Consider the following 5,095-nt stretch of genomic DNA (forward strand, 5'->3'; position numbering starts at 1 on the left):
CCCGGCGTGCCGGCCGCCCCGGAGCCGGTCCGGCTCGCCGACGCGCGGCAGCGGATCCGCGACTACCGGGCCGCCACCGGGCGCCGGACCGCGGTGCTCGACGACGACCCGACCGGGTCGCAGTCCGTGCACGGCGTCTCCGTCGTCACTGTGCTTGAGGCCGGCGAGTACGCCGCGGCCCTCGCCGAGCCGGCGTCGACCTGCTTCATCCTGACCAACACCCGCAGCCTCGACGAGGCCGACGCCGTCGCCCTCAACCAGGCAGCCGGGCGGGCCCTCTTCGAGCTTGAGGAGCGGCTGGGTGCACCCCTGGACCTGGTCAGCCGCAGCGACTCAACGCTCCGCGGCCACGTGATGGCCGAGATCCGCACCCTTGACGCCGTCCGGCGCGAAGTCACCGGGCGCGGCTTCGACGGCGTGCTGCTCGTCCCGTCCTACTTCGAAGCCGGGCGCTTCACCGCCGGTGACGTGCACTGGGCCATGGTGGGCGGCGAAGCCGTCCCGGCCGGCGAAACCGAGTTCGCCAAGGACGCCACCTTCGGGTACACGTCATCGGACCTCAAGGACTTCGTCGCGGAGAAAAGCGGCGGCGCCGTCACCCCCGGGCAGGTGCTCAGCATCGGTCTTGAAGACATCCGCGCCGGCGGCGAGGACAGGGTCGCGGACATCCTGCGCGCGGCCAGCGACCTGCAGCTCGTGGTCGTCAACGCCACCGAGTTTGCCGACCTGGAAATTGTGGTGCTCGGCCTGCAGCAGGTCCAGCGTGAAGGCAAGCTCTTCTTGCACCGCACCGGACCGTCCTTTGTCCGGGCCCTCGCGGGGCTGGACCCCCAGCCGACCCTGCAGGCAAAGGACATCTGGCCCGCCGGCCGCCCCGCCGGCCACGGCCTCGCCGTCGTCGGTTCCCACGTGGGCCAGACGGCACGCCAGGTTGCCGCGGCGCAGGCGCGCGGCGGCGTCACCGAGATCGAACTGTCCGTGACCGACCTGGTCAACACGGCCACCCGCGGCGCGCACATCGCCGACACGGCGGCCAAGGTGGTCAGCGCCCTCGCCGGCGCCGACGTCCTGCTCTACACCTCACGGTCGCTGCTCAAGGGCGCTGACGCGGCCGCGAGCCTCGAGATCGCCCGCAGCGTCTCCGCCGCGCTGATCGAGGTCGTGCAGGCCGCGCTCGCGGCCAGGCCCGCTTGGGTCATCGCCAAGGGCGGCATCACCTCCCACGACGTCGCCGTCCGCGGCCTCGGAATCCGGCGTGCCACCGTGCTGGGCCAGCTGTTCCCCGGCATGGTCTCGGTGCTGCGCCCCGACGAAGCCGCGCCCGGCGTGCAGGGCATGCCGTACGTCGTCTTCGCCGGCAACGTCGGCGACGAAAACGCACTCGCCGACACCATTGAACTGTTCCGCGGCGGCCCACGTCCGCTGTCCCAGGAAAGGAAGTAACAGTATGAGCAAGGTTGGATGGATCGGGCTGGGCGCTATGGGCGGACCGATGGCGGTTGTCCTCGCCGGAGCCGGGCACGAGGTGGCGGCCTTTGACGTGGCGGAGGGCAGGGCGAAGTCACTGGCCGTCCCCGGTCTCACGCCGGCGGCCACGGCAAAGGAAGCGGTGGCGGAGGCTGACGTCGTCGCCCTGATGGTCGCGACGCCGGCGCAGGCCGACGCCGTGCTGTTCGGGGCCGACCAGCTCGCCGCCGCACTCCGGCCGGGGACCGTGGTCCTGCTGATGGCCACCGTCGGCCCGGCCGCCGTGGTGTCGTTGGCGCAGCGGCTGGCCGCGTTCGACGTCGAACTGGTCGACGCGCCGGTCTCCGGCGGCACCAAACGGGCCGCCGCCGGCGACCTGCTCATGATGGTCAGCGGCTCCGAGCGGGCCCTGGCGGCGGTCCGGCCGCTGCTGGATGCGATGGCCAGTTCCGCGCCGGTGGTGGGAACGGATGTTGGCGACGGGCAGAAGGTCAAGCTGGTCAACCAGCTGCTCTGCGGTGTGCACATTGCTGCGGCGGGGGAGGCTCTCGCTTTTGCCGAAGCCCTCGGCCTGGACCCCAAGCAGACCTGGGAGGTGCTGCGTTCCGGCGCGGCGGCGTCGTTCATGTTCGATGACCGGGGATCCCGCATGGTGGACCCGGAGAACACCGAGGTGCGCAGCGCCCTGGACATTTTCGTCAAGGACATGGGCCTGGTGGTCGACGCGGCGCGGGAGAGTACCTACCCGGCGCCGCTCGCGTCCGCGGCCGAACAGCTTTACCTCAGCGGCCGGCGCGCGGGCCTGGGCCGGCGCGACGACTCCTCGGTAATCGAGGTGCTGCGCGGGCACCGGTAGCCACTGCTTGAACCGCTGCCGGTCCAGCAAAACGATGCAAAAAAATCTGACAACAACCCTTTGCGACTTTCCGTAGATCCTATAGGGTCTTCGATTAGCGGGCACCACCAACGATGACGTGCCCCGTCCAAGAACACAAAGGGGTGTGTTGTGGTAGCAGAAACCGTTCAATCAAGGCCGCACGAATCGGGTGTCCGCAAGGCCATCAAGAATCTGCGCTGGTGGATTCTTGGCTGGGCGCTGCTGGCCGGCATCGTCAACTACATGGACCGAAGCGCCATCGCCATCGCGGCGCCGGAAATGATCAAGCAGCTCGCGCTCACCAAGACAGACATCGGTTTGCTGGGTACGGTGTTTTCCTGGGTCTACGCCTTCAGCCAGTAGCCGGCCGGGTGGCTGATCGACAAGCTCGGTGCGAGGCGGATGTACTTCCTCGCCATCGCGCTGTGGAGTGTGTCGACCGCCCTCATGGCCCTGGGTAGCAAGATGTGGCAGTTCATCACCTTCCGGGCCCTGCTCGGCATCACCGAGGCGCCCAACAGCCCGGCGTCGGCCAAGGTCACCGCGGAGTGGTTTCCCAGGGCAGAGCGGGCGCAGGCTACCGCTGTCTGGGACAGCGGCTCCAAGTGGGGACCCGCCATAGCGCCGCCCATCCTCACCGCGATCCTGCTCGGCTTCGGCTGGCAGGCCATCTTCGTTTTCCTCGGCGTCATCGGGCTCGTGCTGTCCGTTGGCTTCTTCCTGTTCTACCGCTCGCCCGAAGAACACCGGAGGCTCTCCGCGGAAGAATTCGAGCTCATCCGGCGGGACCGTGCCGACTCGGCTGCGCCGGCCGCGAAAATTTCCTGGTTTGCCCTGTTCAAGCACCGCCAGACCTGGGGGCTGATGGCCGGGTTCTTCTGCGTCATCTGGATCTGGAACCTGTTCATCGTGTTCCTGCCGCTGTACCTGCAGCAGGCGCGAGGCGTGAGCATCGCCAACACCGGGTTCATCGCAGCGGTCCCGTACCTCGTGGCGGCGGTCATGGGGCTGGTCGGTGGCTACATCATCACCCGGTACGCCCGTCGCCCCGGCACCAGCCCCCTGGCCGCCAAGCGCCATGTCATGGTGGCCGCCTCAATCGCGTCCGGTGCGCTGGTCTGCCTCGTTCCCTTCATCAGTGACCTCACCCTCTCCATGGTGGTCTTGAGCGTTGCGATGGGCTGCATTGCCACCATGACCTCCGCTGCGTGGGCCATGCCCGGGGACATAGTTGACACCAAACAGGTCGCCTCACTGGGCGCCATCATGAACTTCGGCGGCTACTTCGGCGGCGCCTTCTCCCCGCTGGTCGCAGGAATGATCGCCGACGCTACCGGCTCCTACACGCCTTCCTTCGTCCTGGGCGGCATCATCGCGGCATTGGCCGCTTTCGCGTACATCGGGCTGGTGCGCCGGCCGATCGGCGCGGAGCGCGGGTCGGAGGTAGTCACAGCATGAGCCAGCAGGCACCGTTCCGGGTCGCCATCACCGCAGACGCCGTCCGGCCGGATGGCACATCAATCCACGGCGATCTCGGCCTCGAACGGCTGACGGAGGCGGGCGTCCAGTGGCAGGTATTGCCGGCCTATGAAGATCCGATCCCTGCCCAGCACCTCGAAGGGGTGGACGCCGTGCTGTCGCTCGGCCACATCCACTTCGGCGAGGAGACGCTGGTCGCCGCGCCGCAGCTGAAACTGGTGGYCCGGTTCGGTGCCGGCTACGACACAATCGACCTGGCAGCCTGCACACGGGCCGGCGTCCTGGTCACGAACACGCCGACGGCCGTCCGCAAACCGCTCGCCGCCGCCGGCCTCACCCTGGTTCTTGCCCTGGCGCACCAGCTCCTAGCTAAGGACAGGCTGACCCGCTCCTCCAGCTGGGGGGACCGGGAACGGTACCGCGGCTCGTCTATCGACGGCGCCACGCTGGGCATCGTCGGGTTCGGCAGTGTAGGGACAGAACTGGCCCGAATGGCGGCCCCGCTTGGACTGACGCTGCTCGGCAACAACCGCAGTGGCCGCCATCCCGAGGCGGACGGGCTCGGTGTGACACTGGTCAGTCTCGAGGAGCTGTTGGCCGCGTCCGACTATGTGGTGTTGTGTGCAGCCCTGACGCCTGAGACTGAGAGGCTGATCGGCCAGCGGGAACTGGAGCTGATGAAGCCGTCGGCATTCCTGGTCAACATCGGCAGAGGCAGGCTGGTGGACACGGACGCGTTGCGCACCGCCCTGCGCCGCCAGCGGATCGCAGGGGCAGGCCTCGACGTTTTCGAACCTGAGCCGCTGGCGGCCGACGATGAGCTCCTCCGAATGGAAAACGTGGTGCTCTCACCGCACTCGCTGTGCTGGACCGCGGATTTCACCCGCGACGTCTCAGCCAGTGCCATTGAAGCCATCCTGGATGTTGCGGCGGGCCGCCGGCCGCGCCACCTGCTCAATCCGGAGGCCCAGGCGGCCGCTGCCCCTGGCGCCGCCGGGGCCGGGACGCCGGTCAAGGCCGGGCGGCTATAGGATTTCACTATGGCAATCAAGGAATCGGCCCCCCGCGGCGTCAGCAGGCAGGTCCTCGCCGACCACGTCTACGAAGCCCTGCTGATCGCGCTGATGGACGGCCGACTCGAAGCCGGCACCCCTGTCAGCATCGACGGGATGGCCCGGGAACTGGACGTGTCGCCCACACCCGTCAGGGAAGCGCTCGCCCGGCTCGAATCCACCGGCATGGTGCTCCGGACCGCCCTGCGCGGCTACCGGG

6 protein-coding genes are annotated in these 5,095 nt (G+C 68.7%); all 6 read left to right on the plus strand.

Annotated elements, in window-relative coordinates:
• A partial coding sequence (locus AB4Y86_RS11805; RefSeq protein WP_441402416.1) for a four-carbon acid sugar kinase family protein occupies positions 1-1,443 on the plus strand: 1,443 nt, incomplete at its 5' end.
• A gap of 4 nt (positions 1,444-1,447) precedes the next feature.
• Complete coding sequence (locus tag AB4Y86_RS11810; protein WP_441402417.1) at positions 1,448-2,323, plus strand: NAD(P)-dependent oxidoreductase; 876 nt, start codon at positions 1,448-1,450, stop codon at positions 2,321-2,323.
• A 150-nt stretch (positions 2,324-2,473) separates the two neighbouring features.
• Complete coding sequence (locus AB4Y86_RS11815) at positions 2,474-2,707, plus strand: hypothetical protein (protein WP_441402418.1); 234 nt, start codon at positions 2,474-2,476, stop codon at positions 2,705-2,707.
• Between the two features lie 12 nt (positions 2,708-2,719).
• Entirely contained in the window at positions 2,720-3,802 is a 1,083-nt protein-coding gene (locus AB4Y86_RS11820; RefSeq protein ID WP_441402421.1) for an MFS transporter, read from the plus strand.
• Entirely contained in the window at positions 3,799-4,854 is a 1,056-nt protein-coding gene (locus AB4Y86_RS11825) for a 2-hydroxyacid dehydrogenase (protein ID WP_441402419.1), read from the plus strand. The genes AB4Y86_RS11820 and AB4Y86_RS11825 overlap by 4 nt, the downstream gene beginning before the upstream one ends.
• Before the next feature lie 9 nt (positions 4,855-4,863).
• Positions 4,864-5,095: GntR family transcriptional regulator (locus AB4Y86_RS11830; RefSeq protein ID WP_441402420.1), on the plus strand; the 232-nt coding region annotated here is incomplete at its 3' end.

Source organism: Arthrobacter sp. 2YAF22_2, assembly GCF_052114645.1.
Classification (GTDB): domain Bacteria; phylum Actinomycetota; class Actinomycetes; order Actinomycetales; family Micrococcaceae; genus Arthrobacter.